16 protein-coding genes and 1 tRNA gene are annotated in these 18538 nt (G+C 60.5%); 7 read left to right on the forward strand and 10 right to left on the reverse strand.

The genetic code is table 11. From position 1 onward, the window contains the following. Positions 1–65: 65 nt before the first annotated feature. The 7 genes from AC3EA7_RS06505 to AC3EA7_RS06535 all read left to right on the forward strand — a co-directional run bounded on the left by AC3EA7_RS06505 (position 66) and on the right by AC3EA7_RS06535 (position 5210). Positions 66–140 (forward strand) — tRNA-Met (locus AC3EA7_RS06505). 314 nt (positions 141–454) lie between these two features. Then, a complete protein-coding gene (cofE, locus tag AC3EA7_RS06510) occupies positions 455–1210 on the forward strand; it encodes a coenzyme F420-0:L-glutamate ligase (RefSeq protein WP_488613229.1) in 756 nt (251 codons plus the stop codon). Positions 1211–1244: 34 nt separating this feature from the next. Beyond that, a complete protein-coding gene (locus AC3EA7_RS06515) occupies positions 1245–1877 on the forward strand; it encodes a nitroreductase family protein (RefSeq protein WP_488613230.1) in 633 nt (210 codons plus the stop codon). An 18-nt stretch (positions 1878–1895) separates the two neighbouring features. Next, the gene (cofD, locus tag AC3EA7_RS06520) at positions 1896–2843 is read left to right on the forward strand and encodes a 2-phospho-L-lactate transferase (protein ID WP_488613231.1); all 948 of its coding nucleotides are present in this window, start codon (positions 1896–1898) and stop codon (positions 2841–2843) included. A 323-nt stretch (positions 2844–3166) separates the two neighbouring features. Continuing rightward, positions 3167–3823, forward strand: a complete 657-nt coding sequence (cofC, locus tag AC3EA7_RS06525; RefSeq protein ID WP_488613232.1) for a 2-phospho-L-lactate guanylyltransferase — start codon at positions 3167–3169, stop codon at positions 3821–3823. Continuing rightward, on the forward strand, positions 3793–4782 hold the full coding sequence (locus AC3EA7_RS06530; RefSeq protein ID WP_488613233.1) for a TIGR03557 family F420-dependent LLM class oxidoreductase: 990 nt from the start codon (positions 3793–3795) through the stop codon (positions 4780–4782). The genes cofC and AC3EA7_RS06530 overlap by 31 nt, the downstream gene beginning before the upstream one ends. An 83-nt stretch (positions 4783–4865) precedes the next feature. Next, a complete protein-coding gene (locus AC3EA7_RS06535; protein ID WP_488613234.1) occupies positions 4866–5210 on the forward strand; it encodes a PPOX class F420-dependent oxidoreductase in 345 nt (114 codons plus the stop codon). A 69-nt stretch (positions 5211–5279) separates the two neighbouring features. Here AC3EA7_RS06535 and AC3EA7_RS06540 read toward each other — a convergent pair whose 3' ends face one another. The 10 genes from AC3EA7_RS06540 to AC3EA7_RS06585 form a co-directional block, all read right to left on the reverse strand. Next, on the reverse strand, positions 5280–7574 hold the full coding sequence (locus AC3EA7_RS06540) for a xanthine dehydrogenase family protein molybdopterin-binding subunit (RefSeq protein WP_488613235.1): 2295 nt from the start codon (positions 7572–7574) through the stop codon (positions 5280–5282). Between the two features lie 15 nt (positions 7575–7589). Next, the gene (gene gatC / locus AC3EA7_RS06545) at positions 7590–7883 is read right to left on the reverse strand and encodes an Asp-tRNA(Asn)/Glu-tRNA(Gln) amidotransferase subunit GatC (protein ID WP_488613236.1); all 294 of its coding nucleotides are present in this window, start codon (positions 7881–7883) and stop codon (positions 7590–7592) included. 18 nt (positions 7884–7901) lie between these two features. Continuing rightward, complete coding sequence (locus AC3EA7_RS06550; protein ID WP_488613237.1) at positions 7902–9260, reverse strand: CdaR family protein; 1359 nt, start codon at positions 9258–9260, stop codon at positions 7902–7904. A gap of 21 nt (positions 9261–9281) precedes the next feature. Further along, complete coding sequence (cdaA, locus tag AC3EA7_RS06555; protein ID WP_488613238.1) at positions 9282–10121, reverse strand: diadenylate cyclase CdaA; 840 nt, start codon at positions 10119–10121, stop codon at positions 9282–9284. A gap of 156 nt (positions 10122–10277) precedes the next feature. Continuing rightward, positions 10278–13553 carry a tetratricopeptide repeat protein gene (locus AC3EA7_RS06560; protein ID WP_488613239.1) on the reverse strand — a complete coding sequence of 1092 codons (3276 nt, stop codon included), beginning with the start codon at positions 13551–13553 and terminating at the stop codon, positions 10278–10280. Between the two features lie 145 nt (positions 13554–13698). Next, the gene (locus AC3EA7_RS06565) at positions 13699–14319 is read right to left on the reverse strand and encodes an ATP-binding protein (protein WP_488613240.1); all 621 of its coding nucleotides are present in this window, start codon (positions 14317–14319) and stop codon (positions 13699–13701) included. Between the two features lie 97 nt (positions 14320–14416). Beyond that, positions 14417–15136, reverse strand: a complete 720-nt coding sequence (locus tag AC3EA7_RS06570) for a DnaD domain-containing protein (RefSeq protein WP_488613241.1) — start codon at positions 15134–15136, stop codon at positions 14417–14419. A 270-nt stretch (positions 15137–15406) separates the two neighbouring features. After that, the gene (dnaB, locus tag AC3EA7_RS06575; RefSeq protein WP_488613242.1) at positions 15407–16741 is read right to left on the reverse strand and encodes a replicative DNA helicase; all 1335 of its coding nucleotides are present in this window, start codon (positions 16739–16741) and stop codon (positions 15407–15409) included. A gap of 315 nt (positions 16742–17056) precedes the next feature. Next, positions 17057–17554: a 50S ribosomal protein L9 gene (gene rplI, locus AC3EA7_RS06580; RefSeq protein ID WP_488613243.1), complete on the reverse strand. Its 498-nt coding sequence runs from the start codon at positions 17552–17554 to the stop codon at positions 17057–17059. Positions 17555–17673: 119 nt separating this feature from the next. Next, the gene (locus AC3EA7_RS06585) at positions 17674–18336 is read right to left on the reverse strand and encodes an HAD family hydrolase (protein WP_488613244.1); all 663 of its coding nucleotides are present in this window, start codon (positions 18334–18336) and stop codon (positions 17674–17676) included. Between the last annotated feature and the right edge of the window lie 202 nt (positions 18337–18538).

The following is an 18538-nucleotide window of genomic DNA, read 5'->3' on the forward strand; positions in this document are numbered from 1 at the left end:
ACGCGGCAGCGCCGATGGTACTGGCGGGACGCCCGCCGGGAGAGTAGGTCCGTGCGCCGAATCAACGCGGCGTGGAGCAGTGGCAGCTCGTCGGGCTCATAACCCGAAGGTCGGTGGTTCGAATCCACCCGCCGCTACCACGCAGAACAGGCGGTTTCCAAACTGGAAACCACCTGTTTTTTTGCTTTTGCGTTGCGCTCTGTTTTGAGCGGCGGCTTTCGTTCGGTTTGAGCGCCAATTGTCAGAAGGCGATGTTGCCGCTTGTCTGCTTCGAGGGTGCGTCGCCCTACCGACGCAACAACTACGGCTGCGCAACATGTGAACAGTTTTCCATGTTCCTGTCTGTTCAGGAATGGGGGGCGGACGTGGTACAATGACTGGCGTTCCGTTTCTCGCGCTTCTCGCTGGAGGCCAGGGTTGTAGACTCTGGTCCGGCGTATGAGGACGTTGTTCGATGAACGATGGTATCTGCATTATTCCAATACGTGGCATCGGTGATGTGCAACCTGGCGATGATCTCGCTGATGTTCTCGTCGATGCGCTGAAACGGAATGAGATAGCGCTTGAAAACGGCGATGTGCTGGTTGTGACGCAGAAGGTTGTGTCCAAGGCGGAAGGGCGCCTGGTAAACCTGGAAACGATTGAGCCGTCGCACATGGCGCGTATGGCGGCATTGCAAGGACGAAAAGATGCTGCGTACTACGAGGTGGTGCTGCGTGAAAGTCGGCGGATTGTCAGGATGGATCGCGGTGTTCTGATTACCGAAACTCATCACGGGTTCATCTGCGCCAACGCTGGCGTCGATGAGTCGAATGTAGCCGATGAGCGTTTTGTGACGTTGCTCCCCGTCGATCCCGATGCTTCGGCAATGCGCCTGCGCCTGGCGCTGCGTGAACGTTGCCAGGCTGATGTGGCGGTCATTATTTCGGATACCTTTGGGCGACCGTGGCGCGAAGGACAGGTGAATGTGGCAATCGGCGCCGCCGGTCTCGCACCACTGGCTGACTATGTCGGGAAGCAAGATCCATATGGCTATACCATGCATGCCAGCGTGATTGCCGTGGCGGATGAATTGGCTTCGGCTGCGGAACTGGTTATGGGTAAAGTGGATCGGATCCCCGCTGCGGTGGTGCGCGGGTATTCAGTGGCGCCCTCCGATGATGGCGCGCGTGTCTTAATCCGGGCGCCGGAACGCGATCTGTTCCGTTGATGGATGCAGAAAGACCGCAGGAGCGCCAGAGTTCATGATGACCGCTGAAACGAATCGTCTGTCACTCTCGCTGGCGGAAATTATCCGTGGCCGGCGTTCGGTGCGTCGCCTGTCGGATCGTCCTGTTGCGCGTGAGTATATCCTGGCGATGCTCGAAGCGGCTCGTTGGGCGCCTTCGCCACACGGCCGGCAGCCGTGGCGGTTCGTGGTTTTGACCCGCGCGGAAGTCAAATGTGCGCTTGCGGAGGCCATGGGCGATGAATGGCGTCGCCAGCTTGCACTCGATGGTCAGGACGCTGCGACGATCGACTTGCGTGCGCGCAAGTCATATGAACGGATTACGAGCGCCCCTGTGGTTATTCTGCCGTGTCTGTATACGGTCGATCTCGATGCCTACCCCGATGCTGTGCGTCATGCTGCCGAAGTGACTATGGCAGTGCAAAGCCTCGGCTGCGCTGTTCAGAATATGCTGCTCACCGCGTATGCGCTTGGGCTGGACTGCGGGTGGATGTGCGCCCCGTTGTTTTGCCCGGAAGTTGTCACGGCGGCGCTCGACCTGGATCCGGCGCTGATACCCCATGCCTTGATTACAGTGGGGTATGCCGCTGCCGAACCGGTCCGCCGGGAGCGATTGCCGCTCGAGGCATTGATCGTTCGCTTCGATTGACCCGGATGGAGCCGTTGTATGATTGTCGTCCTGGCGGGCGGCGTTGGCGCCGCTCGTTTCCTCGAAGGGTTGGTGCAGGTCGTGCCACCGGAAACCATCGTAGCTATCGTCAATACCGGCGATGATATGGTCTTCCACGGGTTGCATGTATCCCCGGATATCGATATTGTGACGTACACACTGGCCGGAATCGTCGATCCAGCGCAGGGATGGGGGATTCGTGACGATACCACGCACACATTGTCCATGCTTGCGACACTCGGCGCTGAGACCTGGTTCAAACTCGGCGATCGTGACCTGGCGACGCATATTCGCCGCACTGAGTTGTTGCGTGCCGGATGGACTCTCTCGCAGGTGACGGATGCGTTTCGCCGCGCGTTGAATGTCGGTGTGCGGGTGATGCCAATGAGCGATGATCCGGTAGCGACTGAGATCGCCACGCCGGTGGGATGGTTGCATTTTCAACAGTATCTGGTGCAGCGCCGCGCTCGTGATGAGGCGCTTGGGGTGCGTTTTGTCGGCGTCGAGCGGGCGCGTGCGGCGCCGGGAGTGCTTGAAGCGCTGCGCGCGGCTGAGACGATTGTGATCGCGCCGAGCAACCCGGTCGTCAGTATCGGCACGATTCTGGCGGTGCCCGGCGTGCGTGACGCGATTGTGGCATCGTCGGCGCCGGTGGTGGCAGTCAGCCCGATCATTGCCGGCGCGCCGGTCAAGGGTCCGGCTGCGCCGCTGATGCGCGCCGTTGGGCTGGAGGTGTCGGTGCGCGGTGTGGCTGCCTGCTATCGTGGCGTGATCGATGTGCTCGTGATCGATCAGGCGGATGCCGATCTGGCGAATGACCTTCGCGTGTCTGGCGTCGATGTGGCGGTGACCGACACCGTGATGCGCGGTCCTGCCGAGAAACGGCGTCTGGCTGAAGCAACGCTCGATGCTGCAAGAACCGCCAGACGGTGTCGCTCGTACTAGTCGCTACAGCGCCGGTTCATCTGCGGCGGGCGGCGTCTGGAATGGGCTTGAACACGGCAGCGGATTTATGCGCGGTCATTCATACACTACTGCCGGCGCTGCGGGCGAACGCCCTCGCTGAGGGCGCGGCTCGACCCTGCTCGCCGCAGGCAGTTCGACCCTGCTCACCGCAGGCGGTTCGACGGCGCGCACCGCACGTGCAAGCCCGGTTGGGGCTGCTGATGCCAGGGCGTTGTAGATTGTTACGCCTTGCAAACCGAGCGCTCGAACATCTTGTCTGACTGACCGCAAGTTGGTATTACCAGGCAGCATGGGACGTCGATATGGAGATCCACGCGATTGTTCCGGTGAAAGAGTTACGTCAGGCGAAGCAACGCCTGGCGCACGCGCTCGATGCACACGAACGGCGGGAGTTGTCGCTGGCGATGCTTGGCGATGTGCTGGCGGCGCTGTCACAATCGCCGGTTCACCGGATAACAGTGATTAGCCGGGATGTGGCAGCGTATCAAATAGCAGCCGTGTACGGCGCAGCGGTTGCTGTGGATCAGACGTCTGATCTCAACGCTGCACTGTGTCAGGCGGCTGCGGATGTGCCTGGCGCCGCCGCTCTCCTGGTGACGCCTTCAGACATCCCGCTGCTGCGCGCAGAAGACATTGCAACGCTATCGGCAACATCCGGCGTGGCGCTCACACCAGCCCATGATGGCGGAACGAACCTGCTGCTGGTCCATCCTGCACGAGGATGGACGTTCCTGTTTGGTCCTGGCAGTTTTGTGCGTCATTGTGCAGAAGCCCGGCGTCGTGGGTTGCCGGTGCATGTTGTGCGCATGCCGCATCTCGAGCGTGACATCGACAAGATCAACGATCTGATCTGGCTGGCGCAGCAACCCGGAAATACAACGGCGCAACGCCTGGCGCGGGAGTTTTTTGAACGTAAAGGAGCACATCGATGGCGATTATCGGATATGCCGCAGCCTTAGAACAGTTCCATCCGAACGATCTGCTGGCATACTGCCAGCTTGCCGAGCAGCACGGCTTCAAGGGAGTCATGGCGGCGGATCATTTTCAGCCGTGGGTGCCGCAACAAGGGCACAGCGCGTTTGTCTGGAGCTGGATGGCGGCGCTTGGGGCAACGACGCGCATCCTGACATTTGGTCCGGGTGTGACCTGCCCGTCGTTCCGGTACCATCCGGCGGTTGTGGCGCAAGCGGCTGCAACCCAGGCTGCAATGACTCCCGGTCGTTTCTGGTTGGGGCTGGGCAGCGGCGAGGCGCTGAACGAACGTGTGGTCGGCGGCGTCTGGCCCGAGCCGCACATCCGCCTTCAGATGCTCCAGGAAGCGGTGAGCATCATCAAAAAACTGTTCACCGGCAAAGTTGCTCGCCACGATGACGGGAAATACTTCACAATGGAGCGAGTTCGTCTTTGGACGTTGCCACCGAACCCGCCGCCGATCTACATCGCAACGGCTGGACCGGTGACTGCGGAATGGACGGGGAGAGAGTGCGATGGGATTATCACACCCGGCGCCAGCCCCGACAAACTGCGCATGCTGCTGGGGAAGTTCGAAGAGGGTGCGCGGAAGGCGGGCAAAGATCCCGCACAGATGCCGAAACTGCTGCAATTGCACATGTCGTGGGCGGAAACCTATGAAGAAGCCATGCAGAATGCACTGATCGAATGGCCCAATGGCGGCATGCCCTTCCCGAAACAGGATATTCGCAGCCCGGAAGATTTCGCCGAGATTGCGAAACTGGTGCGCCCGGAAAACTTCAAGAATCGGATGCTGATCTCACCCGATCTTGAAGAACATCGTGCATACATTCAGCAGTTCATCGATCTGGGGTTCGATGAGATTCATGTGCACAATGTCGGACGCAATCAGGAGCAGTTCATCAAAGCGTTCAGCGAACAGGTCATGCCGCGCTTGAAAGCATAATGGAGCGTCGTATGAGACATCACGCCACGCTGCCGGCGGAAATCCCGGAGTCGCACCGCGATCTGCTCGAGTGACCGTTGATCATGACCCTGGCGACAACCTTGCCCGATGGCACACCGCAAGCGACGCCGGTCTGGTTTCACTTCGCAGATGGATACATCTACCTGAATACTGCTGTCGGTCGGCTCAAAGATCGCGCAATTCGGGCGAATCCCTATGTCGCGCTGGTGGTCATCGATCCGGACAACATCTACCGGTACATTCAGATTCGCGGCCCGGTTGTCGAGGTCAATGAGGAGCAAGGGCGTGTGCATATCGACTACCTGGCACGGCGATACACCGGCGCAGAACGCTTCACGTCGAATCCGCCGGATCAGCGACGGGTGCGATTCAAGATTGCGCCGGAGAAGGTCAATGTGATGGGGTGAGGCGCCATGATCGGCGGCCACATTTGGGCGGGAATGCCTCAGACCTGTATATGGGCGTCGGGGCAGGTCTCAGACCTGCCCCTTCTGTGAATCGTGCATCGCCCGCCACAGCGTTTCTGCGCGGATCGGAATCTCGGTTACGCGCACGCCGGTAGCGTCGCGGATGGCGTTGGCGATTGCCGCAGCGCCGGCAGTAATTGGCGGCTCGCCGACGCCGCGTGCGCCGAATGGACCGTGCGGCGAGGGGTTTTCGACCAGCACCGCTTCGATGTCTGAAACCTGATCGAACGTGGGCAGGTTGTAGTCCATGAAACTGGCAGTCAGCAATTGGCCGTACTCATCATACACCATTGCCTCGTACAGTCCCCAGCCAATGCCCTGGGCCGAACCGCCATGGATTTGACCGGCAACCATCGTCGGATTGAGGGCAAATCCGACATCCTGGATGGCGATGTACTGTTTCAGCGTCACCTGCCCGGTTTCGGGATCGACGCGCACCTTTGCCAGGTGGGCGACAAAGCCGGGTGCATTCTCAGAAACGGCGGCGCCTCCTTCTGCAACGATTGGTCCCGGTCCACTTGCTCTGCTTTCAGCGATTGCTGCCAGTTCACCGATCGAGATCGCTTTATCGGGGAAACCCTTAACGCTCACCATCCCGTTGCGGAGTTCGAGATCGGCGGCGCTGGCTTCGAAGTGGTCTGCCGCCACATGGAACAGTTTCTCGCGCACGGCGCGGGCTGCATTCGCAACCGCCCCCGCCACGCTGTAGGTCGTCTGACTGCCGCCGGAAGGACCGGCAAATGGACCGCTGCGGGTATCGCCTTGAATGAGTTCCACCTGTTCAGGCGGGATGTCGAGGATCTCGGCAGCTACCAGCACGAGTGAGGAGTTGACGCCGGAAATATCGACCGATCCGACATGCACGCGCACAGTGCCATCGGTATCCACACGGCACACCGACGCAGCAGGCGACATGCCGCAGGGCCATCCGCCGATAGCGATGCCAACACCCTCGTTGGGTCCAACCTCGCGTTCCTTCCAGGCAGGATGGTCGCGCAGCCGCTCGAGCACCAGTTTCAGCCCGATATGGGGCCAGGGATCGTTGTTGCCCATCGGATCGCCGGTTTCGGCAGCGTTTTGCAGGCGAAATTCGAGCGGATCGCGCCCAAGCGCGCGTGCAATGTCGTCGATCGTCGATTCGATCGCAAACGTGGCAGTTGGCGCTCCGGGAGCGCGGTAAGCGCCAGCCTGCGGCTTATGCGTCAACACTTCATAACAGTCGATTGTGACATTCGGGCATTTGTAATAGCCGCCAAGCAGAATGCTGACGATTCCTCCCAGGGTGAAGGGAAAGACGCCATTATCCATCAACACGCGCGCCTGGATCGCCGTGAGCGCGCCGTCGGCGCGCGCGCCAACCTTCAGTTCGACTATCGCCGCCGGCGAGGGCGTCGTCGAGAGAAAATCTTCGGTGCGGGTCAGCACCAGGCGCACCGGACGTTTGACCGTCACGGCAATGGCGGCGACCAGTGGGTCGATAATGCCGTACTTGGCGCCAAAACCGCCGCCAATCGTCATGGGCACAACGCGCACCTTGTGCTTCGGCAGCGACAAAAGGCGCGCCACCTCGTCACGCACGCTGAATTGCCCTTGCGTGCTGGCATAGACGGTGACGCTGCCACGATACGGATCGGGTTCAGCAACCGACGCATGCGGCTCGAGGTATCCCTGGTGAACCATCGGGGTACAGTAGACGCGCTCGATGACGACATCGGCTTCAGCGAAGCCGCGTTCCACGTCGCCGCGCGCGAAATGCACCTCGTCGTGGATGTTCGAGGGCGCGCCGGTTGTTTCCTGTTCGCCTTTGTCAACCGCAGCATGGGCTGCGGTCAGGTCGGCGCCCTCTTTGGGCAGCCCTTCGGGCCAGATAACCGGCGCGTCGGGCATAGCGGCTTTGCGCACATCCACGATTGGCGGCAGCGGCTCATACTCGACCAGCACAAGGTCGGCGGCATCACGCGCTGCCGCTTCGGTTTCACCGACGACTGCCACGACGGGTTGGCCGCGCCAGAGGACGCGATCCTTTGCCAGAACCGCGCTATGGCGTGAATTGACGGCGCGATCCCGCGTCGGCAGGTCTTCGGCGGTCAGCACGGCGACAATGCCAGGCGCTGCCCGGGCAGCGTCGGCATCAATCGAGACAATCCGCGCGTGAGCATACGGACTCAGCACCAGACATGCGTGCAGCATGCCAGGAAGCGACAGGTCGCCCGCATACTTTGCGCTGCCGGTAATCTTCTCCAGGCCTTCAACCAGGCGATGCCCTTTGCCAAGGTAGCGAAACGTTGATCCATTGTGAGACACAGGTTTCCTCGCTTCTCACGACTCTTCAAAAATGGCACGGACCCGGAACATTCCATCCTGCTGCTCAGGGGCGTTTGCCAGCGCCTGCTCGCGCGGCAACGACGGGCGCACCTCGTCCTCGCGCATCACGTTGGTCAGATCGGTGACTTGCGCTGTTGGTGGCACAGCGCTGACATCGATCTGCTGCAACATCTGAAAATGGTCGAGAATGCGCGACAGTTGATCGCGCATGTGCTCGAGTTCGGCGGGCGAGAGGCGCAGCCGCGCCAGGCGTGCAACGTGTTCAACATCGTCCAGTGTCAGCGACATATGACCGTCCTCCCTCTTCTATGGCGTTGCTGTCGGTGTTGGCGTTTCTCCTGGCGTCGCTGCGGGCGTGCCTGGCGTCGCCGTTGGTTGAATCTCACTCTCGATTGTTGATGTCGGCGCCGGTGTGGCGGTTGACGGCAGGCGCAGCGTCACGAAGACGCGCGGCGCCGGCGCTGCCAGAGTCACTCCTTCCGGGAGCGTGAACGTTGGTTCGAGTTCATAGGTTCCCGGTCCCAATCCACGGACATTGACAATGCCAAGCAATTGGGCGCCGGATAAGGCTTCGAGTTGTGCAGAGGCGCCGGCCACGGTGATGGAAACGATGTTGGGGCTGATCGATACCAGCAATCCATCATTCATGCCGGTGGCCTGCACCGACGCCGGTACAGTGACCTGGAATGGACGGTTGACCAGCGCAATTCGCACCGTCACGATCGCCTCTGTCGGCTCGCCGAAGCGAAGTTGCGTGCCACGCGGCGCAATGAGCGAAACCGAGCGAGTGAACGTTTGGGTTGCGCCGGTGACATCCACCTCGGCAGTTGGAACATTCTCGGCGTCATCGAGCGGTCCTGAGCTGCCGGTCAGCGTCACAAGCAATGGTGATACCTCAACTCCGGCGACCACATATCCGCTGGCAGGGAAGCCGGTGATCGACGGCACAACCGGCACCCGCTTGAGACCGACGCTGGGAATGATCGGCACCAGGATATCGGCAGTGGCCGGCTCGACCGTCACGCCGGCTACCGGTTGGTTATTGGCGTCAATGGCTTCGAGTGTTCGCGGGGAATTATAATTGGCGGTCAGGCGGTCAATATCGACGCGCGCGCGCACCGCCGTCACGCGCGTTACTCTTCCCTGCGGTCCACGCACCGTGACGGCGGTCAGCGGTTGCCCGCGTGAGGTTGCCTGCGGTGCGCGCGCCTCAAAGCCAAACGGCACGCCTCCAGAGGTCTCGATGGTCAGCGCGACAGTCCTGGTTATTTCCTGATCCAGCCGGATAACCAGATAGTTCGGTTCGACGGCGGTGCGCAGGCGAAGCGGACGGGTTGTGACAACATTGACCGGCACATTATGCTCACCCGGCCCGCGTCCGGTAAGGTCGACAAAAGGGCGCAAATCACTCAGGCGCACATCGCGCTCGCGGAGCGTCTCTGCGTCGGTCAGGACGGTGATATCGACCTCAGGACGCTGGGTGCGTGGCAGACCTTCCTGATCGACGACCATCAATCCAGGCGCGAGGCCTTCGATATCTACCGGTACATTATCGTAGGCGGTGGAAAGATCGGGATTCTGGGTGTACGACACAAAGACCCACAGCGTGAATGCCAGGATCAATGCCAGCAGGAAACGCAGGGCTGAGGTGTTCAGGAAATCCACGACGACGACCTTTCGCGCACTTCAGTTCTTTGGCTCTTCGTCGAGTTGCACTTTGAGCAAACCCGCCAGCATGCTTCGCAGACGCGCCTCATTGAGATAGCTTACCATACGTCCGTCGTGCACCAGCGAAATCGCGCCCGTCTCTTCGGAAACCACCACGGCGATAGCATCGGATTGCTCTGAGATGCCTTTTGCCGCGCGATGGCGCGTGCCGAGGCGCCGTGGTCCGACGATGTCTTCGCTGAGCGGCAGCACGACGTTGGCAGCCAGGATGCGGTTGCCGCGCACAATGACCGCCATATCGTGCAGCGGCGCATTTGGATAGAAAATATTCAACAGGAGCGGCACCGCCAGGCGCGCATCGAGGATGACGCCGCGGTCGGCGTATTCTTGCAGCCCCGTCTCACGCTCAATGACCATCAACGCCCCAATGCCTTGCTGCGACAACTGCTGTGCAGCACGTGAAATGCCAATCACCGTTTCGATCAATTCCGAGCGGTTGGCGCGCGAGAAGGGGCGTCCCAGCAGATCGTTGGTCCGTCCCAGGCTTTCGAGCGCACGGCGCAATTCCGGCTGAAACAGAACCGGGATAGCCACGATCAAGGCGGGTTGAATGGCATTTTCGAGCAGCCAGCGCAGCGTCTCGAGCGGCAGCACCGAACTGAGCGCGATCGAGATGACCAGCATGATGCCAAAACCGCGCAACAGTTGAACGGCGCGCGTGCCGCGGATGACACCAAGCAGCCAGTAGAAAATCAGGGCGACAATCGCTATGTCGAGCAGAGCGCGCGGGTCAACGAAGGGGTTGAGACGGTCGGCGAGGCGATTGATCCATTCCAGGATGCTGCGAATGTCAGGCATATCGTTCCATCGGTGCACGGCGCGTCGGGATAGGCGTTCACGCATATTTTACCGCTATCCCGGCGTTTTGGGATGACACACTGATGATAGAAACCGTTGTCCATGCGGCATCCGCACGTCTACAACAGTCCTGTCACCGTCGCCGCGCGCCGTTCGTCACCGATTCCCTGCCTGTTGCTGTTCGAGCATCCGTTTCGCCGCCGCCTGTAGCGCTTGGACGCGCTCCATCTCGACACCCGGCACTTTTGCCAGCCGGGTATAAATGCGGATTGCCTGTTCGTACTCTTGCCGGCGCATGAGCGCATCACCCAGCTGGAACAGATTGTCGGTATCGTTCTGGTCCAGTCCGTAGATCTGATGCATCTCGGCGATAGCGTTATCCAGATCGCGGTGATGAAGCAGGATACGAATAATCTGCTTCTTTTGTGCGATGGCTTCACGGGTCATGCCGGCCAGCGTGTACATGAACGACAGCCACTGACGCGCTTCGATATCGTTCGGTGCAATCTGCACGATTCTGTCATAGAGGACGCGCGCCTCTTCCTGCCTGCCGAGCGTCCAGTACACCTCAGCCGCCTGCTGAAGGTTGGCAATCGCGTCCTTGATCTGCCCTTCCTTCCGCTGAAGTTCAGCGACGCGCGTCAACGCTTCGATGCCTTTATCCAGGTAGCCGCGCCGGATATACATTTTCGCCAGGCGATGGCTGATCGGGATATTGTTGGGCGCCAGGCGCAGCGCATTTTCGAGCGCCTCAATCGCGCGATCCAGCATCTGGCGCTGCTCGTAGTGGGTCGCCAGTTCGTCGAGTTGCGCCAGCGCTTCATTCAAACGCCCCTGCCGGAAATAGATGTCGGACAGTTTGGTGTAGATCGCGCGGTCGTAGGGCAGGAACTGTTTGGCTTCCTGCAACGCGCGCTCGGCGCTGGCGAGATCGCCGACCGCAGCGTAGGCTTCCGCCATGCGGCGCACGATTTCACCCTGGGAAAGGGGAGTCGAGAACGGATACCGGGCGTTGTCCGGCGGCGGCGATGCGGGTGGAAGATCCAGGGCGCGCTGAAGCTGGCTCAATGCCTCGCTTGCCTGACCGAGTGCGATATGGCTATCTGCCAGCGCCTGATAGACAAGATGTGGTGTCAGCATGGGATCGCTCTCGGTATTGAGCAGTTCGAGCGCCTGCTCGAACTCCAGCAGCGCCGATGGATGCTGCTCTGCCTGCTGCTGAATAATGCCCAGAAGATAGTGCAGGATCGGGAGATCGGCAACCAGCAGCGCGGCGCGGTACTCGGATTGCACGTCACTCAAGCGTTGTGGTTGCTGTTTGATCTGGTCGAGCAGTGTCGCCAGCGATTGCCAGACGGCGACGGGTTGCTCCCCCATCATTGCCAGCGCCATGTTGATGCGCGCGATATTGACCGGATTCTGCTGGTCGAGTTCGAGGGCGCGCCGGAACGCGACCAGCGCTGCTTCGGTGCGGTCGAGTTTCAGGAGCGCCTGCCCATACTGCGCATGGAGGTCGGCGTTGGAGGGGGACCATTGCAGGGCGCGCCGATACTCCTCGAGCGCTTTGGTCGTTTGCCCCATCCGAAAATACGCGCTGGCAACCACAGCCAGTTGCTGCGCTGCTTCGTCGTTGCGTCCTTCAGCGCGCAGCAACTCAGCCAGCCGTGAACGCGCCATGATCGTATCGGGTGACAGTTCGATCAGCCGATAGTAGACATCAATAGCACGCCAGGGTTCATTGCGCGCTACATACGTGTCGATCAAGAGTTGATACTTGATCAGCGCTTCGTCTTTGCGCCCATCACGCTCGTAAATTTCTCCCAATCGCAGATGGATTGGCAAATAATCCGGGTTCAGCCTGATCACTTCCATACAGGCGTCGTTGGCTGCCAGCATCAACCCCTGCTCGACATACTTTTCGCTTGCCAGCACATACCGTTCACAGATGTCATCCAGTCCGGTTGTGTCGAGTGGTGTCACTGGCTTAGCCGGAACGTGTTCGGCAGGTGGCAGCGTTTCAAGGACTGCCAGGGGATCGACCGACTCGATGGCGACGGATGGGGTTGCTTCGATGCGGTCGTCTGATGTCTGCGGCTGAGGCGACCGCAGAAAATCGGTAATGGGCCGAATTTTCCCCCACGTTTCGGGCATTGGACTTTCGGGGGAGGTTTCGGGTGCAGGGACGGATGGCGATGCGGTTAACGCGCCGGTGCCGAGCGTGCGAAGTTTGGCGAACATATTGCGCTCGGTCAGGTCTTTGGCTTTCTGGCGAAACTCATCGGCGCGCTCGCGTCCCCAGCGCTTGCCCTGCAGGAAGTGCGCCAGCGTCGAGTAGAGCGTTGCCGCGCGAGCAATGTCGTCGATCTGGATGTAGATCTGCGCCGCGCTCTCGTACATCTGGATCATGTCATCGGCTTCGGCGCGCCCGATCGACTCTAGCGGCAACAGACGAATCGTTTGTTCGTACTCATGCGCTGCTTCCGGCAGTTGACCCAGCGCCTGGTACGCCTGACCAAGCATGTAATGCGCCGACAGGGCATATTCCGGGTCGCCGGCGGCGCCCTGTAGCAGTTCGATGGCGCGCTGATACTCGCCGCGCTCCTGGTAGAGCAATCCCAGGCTATAAAAGACGTCGCTGCGATCAGTTCCGAGTTTGAGGGCGCGTTCATACTGTTCGATGGCGCCGTCGATATCGCCCGCCTCCTGACGCTCGTGCGCCTGAGCGACGATTCGCTCGATAGCGAGGTGCGCGCCGCGCAAGCCGCCGGCGCCGATGATGGGCAGGGAGGTTGCATCAGGGGCGGCGGTCGCCGCCTCGATGGCCGACTGGACAGTGGTTGCCAGGGCATCGTGGAGCGTCGCAATCAACTCTTTGGCTTCACGGTTCTCTGGTTCGCAACGCAGCGCGGTTTCCGCCAGATCCGCCGCCTGTTCAAGTTGCCCGCGCGCCTGATGGCGCCGCGCCAGTTCGAGATAGTGGGTTGCCGCCTCTGCTGTCGCATTATGGTCAGCGAGCAACTGCGCTAAACGCACCCGCTGATCGTCGGCGTCGGGTTGCAGGCGTAGCGCCTCGCGCAGGGCGTCGATGGCGCGTGCGGCCAGTTTGCGGTTCATCTGTAGATCGGCGAGTTGCACATAGGCGGCGGTTGCCGCCTTCACATCGCCAAGACGCTCGTGGGTGCGCGCCAGATATTCCAGATAGAACGGATTACCGGCATCGATGCGACGCAATTCATCGAAAATCTGAAGCGCCTGCGCATACTTTGCCGTGTTGAAGAAGGCGACAGCGACAGCCGAGCGCGCGTCCAGGTCCTGAGGGAATTCTTGCAATGCGCGGGCTGCCTGCTTTAGCGCCTCTTCCCAGTTCATGAGCCGCGCTGCTTCGCGGCTTTGCTCCATCGCACGGTCGAACAGTGCACGGTTGCCTGGCATGGAAGACCCCTGATGCGGCAGTGGCGAATATGCCACTCCCTTGCGAGAGCGTTTGTGTCTCCTCTTGCGCGATAGATCGCACAAGAATCAGGGATAATGATAGCACAAAACGGCGTTATCAGGGAATGATCGCGCGTCCGGCAATCTATTTCAGGCGGCGTTGCGCGCCGGCAATCGGGTAACGTTGCGCAATCGGCAGTCTGCGATAATCGGCGGCGTCGATAATGATATGTTCTTCGCAGAGTGCGCGGTCGGACATGCGCGAGAAGATGCGCGGGTCGATCTCTTCGGGTTTGCGGTTGCTGGTAATGACCGTCGGCAATGCAAAGTTGTACCGATGATTGATGATCTGAAACAGTTTTTCGCGCGCCCAACTGGTCGTATTTTCGGTGCCGAGATCATCGAGGATGAGGACGTCCGCCTCACGAATATCCTCGAAGCGCTGATCATACTCGATCTCGCTCGATGGTCCGAATGTCGAGCGCAGGTGGTCGAGCAGGTCGGGTACGATGGCAAAGAGCACGCGGTAGTGGTTTTGAATCAACTGATTGGCGACAGCCGCCGCCAGGTGGGTTTTACCGCACCCATAGTTGCCGAACAGAATGAGCCAGCCGCGCGGCTGGCGCGCATATTCGAGCGCACGCAAATAAGCGCGACGAACGCCAGGGACGTTTGGGTTGAAGGTTTCGAAGGTCTTATCGAGGAACGCCGCCAGGTTGCTGATTTCCAGCAGACGCGCCGCTTCGCGTTGCTCCTGCTCCGCCATTTTACAAACGCATGGAAAGAGTTTTGCGAAGTCGGGATGCCCGAAGGGCACCGCCTTCTTGTAGAATCCCGCTCCTCCGCAGTACGGGCAGACGGCGCTACTGGAGGTCGGAGACGTCGCTGCCGCGGCGGAAGAGATCGCCGTAGGCGCCACTGATGTATTTCTCGACGTCGATAGGTCGGTCGGTTCGATCCTGCGCATCGTTTCGTCCATGGGTCGCCCACCTCTCGAGTATCTTCTTGACGTAGCGCCAGGAGCGGGCGTTGGCGCGCACCGCTTCTCGCATTGCATCCTCGATCCAGTGCGCCGGGTAGCGCTCTTCCGCTTCGCGCAGGTCATCGAGCAGCATGGGGGTCACCAGCCCGATATTTTGCTCGTACAGCGTGATCAGCGACGGGCGATCATCTGGGAGCGGCGGGTTGGGTGCAAGTGCTGCGCTCGCCTGCCCGACCTGCTCGACCCATGCACGGTTTGCAGCGGTATTCACCACGTACCAGTTGATGTTGCGCGCGCCGTCGGGCAGGGCGACGTGGAGGAGCGTCGTGCGGCGCACGGCGGCGTCGAGTCCTTCGGCGAGCAATTCTTCGGGCGGGCGCAGCCGTGTAATGGCGCGCAATCCGCGTCGCAGCACCCGATCGGTTGCCAGTTCGTCCCAACTGATCCGCCGTGGCGCCGGTCCCCGCTGCCGGCTGAGCCGGTAGAAGACGTGCAGCGTGACTTTGAGTTCGCTGGGAAGCGTGATCTGTGGCAATACCTCGGTGAACAACTCACCCGGCAGTCCTACCAGTGCGTCGGTTGTGAAACCGGTGAATGCCATCCGCTGCTCCGCTTCCAGGTCAACGCAGGTACGTTAGACCAGGGTAGAACATGCATGTTCTATGCCATTATACACGACCAGCAATGATGCGCACTTCGTCCGGGGATGCAGGAACATCGCCCGTACCGGCGTCCGCATGCCCGCAGTTAAGCCCACGCCGGCGGGCTTGGCGCCCGTGGCCCGCGGCTTCAGCCGCCGGGCGGACTGAAGTGCGACCGGGTAGGCGAAGGCATTGCCTTCGCCTACCCAACGATCTTTTCCGGAGAGGCTCTAATACCCCTCCGGCGTGCGATAGGTCAGATCCATGAACCGCGTTGTCGATGGCTCGAAACGCATCGGCACAACGCCGACCGGACCGTTGCGATGTTTGGCGATATGTATCTCGGCAATGCCTTTTTTGTCGGTATTCGGGTCGTACAATTCTTCGCGATAGATGAACATCACAATATCGGCATCCTGCTCGATCGACCCCGACTCGCGCAGATCGCTCAGCACAGGCACGTGGCTGGTGCGCCCTTCGACGGCGCGCGAAAGTTGCGACAGCGCGATGACCGGCACATTGAGTTCACGTGCCAGCGCCTTCAAACCACGCGAAATCTCGCTCACCTCCTGCACGCGATTGTCGGTGCGGCGCCCCTGCATCAATTGCAGGTAGTCGATGATGATCAGGTCTACCCCGGCGCGCGCCTGAAGACGGCGCGCCCGGCTGCGCACATCCATGATGCTCAGCCCTGCCGAGTCTTCGATATAGATGGGCGCGGCAGCCAGGCGTCCCATTGCGCTGATGACGCGCTCCATCTCTTCCTCGCGGAGTTGTCCCAGGCGCAGGCGGTGGGTGTCGATAGTCGTTTCCATTGAGAGGAGACGCTGCACCAGTTGCTCGCGGCTCATTTCCAGGCTAAACACCCCGACCGTTCCCTGGTATTGCATGGCGACGTTGTAGGCGATGCTCATCACCAGGCTGGTTTTACCAACGCCCGGGCGCGCTGCGAGAATAATCAGGTCACTGCGCTGTAGTCCGCCGGTGATCAGATCGAGGTCACGGAAGCCGGTCGGCAGCCCGACGACCTCGCCGCGATGTTCCTGGAGATAGTTGATCTGCTCATAGTACGCATCGATCACCTGACCGATGTGGACAAAATCCTGGTTAGTGCGCCGCTGTGAGACCTCGAACAGAGTCTGTTCGGCGAGGTCAAGCGTTTCCTCGATATCCCGTTGCTCCTCATACCCCAGCGCGGCGATCTTGCCGCCGGCGGCGATCAGGCGGCGGAGGAGCGCGGTGCGTTCAACGATGCGGGCATAGTACTCGACGTGGTACGAGGTCGGGACGGTATCAACCAGTTCTGCCAGATAGAGCACGCCGCCAACGGCTTCGAGTTGATTGCGACGACGCAGTTCCTCAGCCACGGTGCGGGTGTCGGGAGGAATGCGGGCATTGTAGCATGCCAGCATCGCCTCGTAGATCTGCGTGTGCCGCTGCAAGTAAAAATAATCCGCCTGCAACCAGGGTGCAATGGCGATGATGGCATCCCGGTTGAGCAGGATCGAGCCGAGGGTGGCTTTCTCGGCGTCGATGCTATGCGGCAGATCGGGCAGGACGGTCATATGTCGAACGCTTCTCAGCTCTTATAGCGCGATCAACCGAATGGCGACCATCTTGCGGCTGACATTGGCTGAGCCAGTCGAAGCCAACGTCAGCCGCTCCACGTCCTTGGATTGTCCAGGTTCTGGTTAATCGCGCTATTATGTATCCCTTATCTGTGTTCTCTCATTCTCATGAAGATTGGACACAGGTTATACTCCGGTTTTCGACAGATTATCCCATGTCTGTCCACATACTCCCTGAGAAGCGAAATGTGCCAGGGCGCGATGCCGTGGCACATTATCCTTACGGAAAATGCTATCGAATGTCGCAGAACGTCAGACGGCTTCGGGATCGGGAGGAATCTGGATCGCCCCCTCCTCGCCCTCGACGACGACGTTGACCACCGGTTCGACGCCTGCCATCAGGCGAATCGTGACCGGATAGATGCCAATGCGCTTGATCGGCTCTTCGAGTTGCACCTTGCGGCGATCGAATTCCTCGCCAAGCATTGCACCGATCTTCTCCGCAATATCACTGCTGGTGATCGATCCGTACAGCCGGTCGAGTTCGCCGACGCGCGCCGTGAAGCGCAAGGTCTGCCCTTGAAGACGAGCGGCAATCGCCTGCGCATCGTGGCGCGCCGCTTCTTCGCGACGGCGTTGTGCCGCCAGGCGTTCCTCCGCCTGTTTGATCTGACCGCGGGTCGCCAGGACTGCCAGACCGCGCGGGATGAGATAATTGCGGCCATACCCGCCGGATACCTCGCGGACTTCGCCGGCAGCGCCAAGATTGGCAACATCCTGCGTCAACACAACTTTGATTTTGCTCCCCACAGCAACACTCCTGAGCGGTGTTCCGCAAAAAAAACAATAAGGAAGCGCCGCAGCCGGCAGAGGCATCGGGCGCATATCAGTCGAACGCCAGGTATAGTATCACACAATCACCCGACTCGTCAATGTGAATCGTATGCGCGAATGATTGCCAGGAGATCGTGCAATCCGTCAACAACCGCAATAGGTTGGGGAGCGCCTGCCGGGAGCGTCGCTCCATGACGGTTGACCCAGATGGCCAGCATCCCCGCCTGTGCCGCGCCCCACAGGTCGTTCTCGGGCGAATCACCCACGAAGAGCGCCTCATCAGGCGCAACTGCCAGGGCGTTCAGCGCAATGTGGAAGATCTGCGGGTCTGGTTTGGCGACCCCGACCTCCTCGGAGACGATAATGGCGTGCATGTACGATGCAAGGTCGAACCGCTCGATCTTGGGACGCTGTGACCATGATGGTCCATTGGTAATCAGCCCAAGATGATAGCGTGCGCCGAGGGCGGTCAGCAATGCCGGTGCGTCCGGGTCGAGGGTGAGTGTATCGAACCAGATATCTTGATAGCGCGTAAAAGCGTTCTCAATGAGAACTTGATCGGTAATCCCCTGGGAGCGCAGAAAGTCGGGCAACTGGTTAATCCAGATCTTCGCCGTGAGCGCGAGGCGCACCAGCATCTCCAGGTCGCAAGAGGTGATGCGCGATACCTCTGCCAGCGCAATGCGCAGGCACGTGATCCAGTGCGCCTTGAGATCATACAGGGTGTCGTCCAGGTCGAAAAGAACGGCTCGCAGCATAGGTTATCCGCTCCTCTGCGTCGTAAGTTCCTGATACTAACGTGCGGTCAGTCAGACAAGATGTTCGAGCGCCCGGTTCGCAAGGCGTAACAACCCACAACGCGCGTTGGCGGTCGCGGACGCATGACTGCGCCCTGGCATCAGCAGCCCCAACGGGGCTTGCACGTGCGGTGAGCGCCGTCGAACCGCGTGCGGTGAGCGC

This window comes from Roseiflexus sp., assembly GCF_057785375.1.

Excerpts from the sequence above, each read along its gene's own strand:
- cdaA (WP_488613238.1), bottom strand. The coding sequence starts at position 10,121 with ATGCCTGACATTCGCAGCATCCTGGAATGGATCAATCGCCTCGCCGAC.
- AC3EA7_RS06565 (WP_488613240.1), bottom strand. The coding sequence starts at position 14,319 with ATGGCGGAGCAGGAGCAACGCGAAGCGGCGCGTCTGCTGGAAATCAGC.
- cofD (WP_488613231.1), top strand. The coding sequence starts at position 1,896 with ATGATTGTCGTCCTGGCGGGCGGCGTTGGCGCCGCTCGTTTCCTCGAA.
- cofE (WP_488613229.1), top strand. The coding sequence starts at position 455 with ATGAACGATGGTATCTGCATTATTCCAATACGTGGCATCGGTGATGTG.
- gatC (WP_488613236.1), bottom strand. The coding sequence starts at position 7,883 with ATGTCGCTGACACTGGACGATGTTGAACACGTTGCACGCCTGGCGCGG.
- AC3EA7_RS06515 (WP_488613230.1), top strand. The coding sequence starts at position 1,245 with ATGATGACCGCTGAAACGAATCGTCTGTCACTCTCGCTGGCGGAAATT.
- AC3EA7_RS06585 (WP_488613244.1), bottom strand. The coding sequence starts at position 18,336 with ATGCTGCGAGCCGTTCTTTTCGACCTGGACGACACCCTGTATGATCTC.
- AC3EA7_RS06570 (WP_488613241.1), bottom strand. The coding sequence starts at position 15,136 with ATGGCATTCACCGGTTTCACAACCGACGCACTGGTAGGACTGCCGGGT.
- dnaB (WP_488613242.1), bottom strand. The coding sequence starts at position 16,741 with ATGACCGTCCTGCCCGATCTGCCGCATAGCATCGACGCCGAGAAAGCC.
- AC3EA7_RS06535 (WP_488613234.1), top strand. The coding sequence starts at position 4,866 with ATGACCCTGGCGACAACCTTGCCCGATGGCACACCGCAAGCGACGCCG.
- cofC (WP_488613232.1), top strand. The coding sequence starts at position 3,167 with ATGGAGATCCACGCGATTGTTCCGGTGAAAGAGTTACGTCAGGCGAAG.
- AC3EA7_RS06560 (WP_488613239.1), bottom strand. The coding sequence starts at position 13,553 with ATGCCAGGCAACCGTGCACTGTTCGACCGTGCGATGGAGCAAAGCCGC.
- AC3EA7_RS06530 (WP_488613233.1), top strand. The coding sequence starts at position 3,793 with ATGGCGATTATCGGATATGCCGCAGCCTTAGAACAGTTCCATCCGAAC.